At 44.4% G+C, this 234-nt stretch carries 1 protein-coding gene; it reads left to right on the top strand.

All coding sequences use genetic code 11. From position 1 onward, the window contains the following. On the top strand, positions 1 to 234 hold a 234-nt coding region (locus tag KVT11_RS20680; protein WP_217609226.1), incomplete at both ends, for a ribose-phosphate pyrophosphokinase-like domain-containing protein.

Genomic DNA, 234 nt, shown 5'->3' with positions numbered 1-234 from the left:
CAATATTGTCATCCCTTATTGCGGATATGCACGCCAAGATCGTAAGGCGAACCCTCGTGAGCCAATCACAGCGAAGCTGTTTGCGACCTTACTTGAAACAGCAGGTGCTACACGTGTCATTGCACATGATCTTCATGCGCCGCAAATCCAAGGTGTCTTTGATATTCCAATCGATAGCTTAATGGCTGTGCCAATCTTAACAAACTATTTCGTGCAGAAAAGCTTGAATGATAT

The sequence above is a fragment of the Bacillus sp. GbtcB10 genome (genome assembly GCF_019091365.1).
GTDB classification, from domain to species: domain Bacteria; phylum Bacillota; class Bacilli; order Bacillales; family Bacillaceae; genus Bacillus; species Bacillus altitudinis.
Note: the sequence above shows the minus strand (reverse complement) of the source record. Positions and strands in the feature narration are given on the sequence as shown.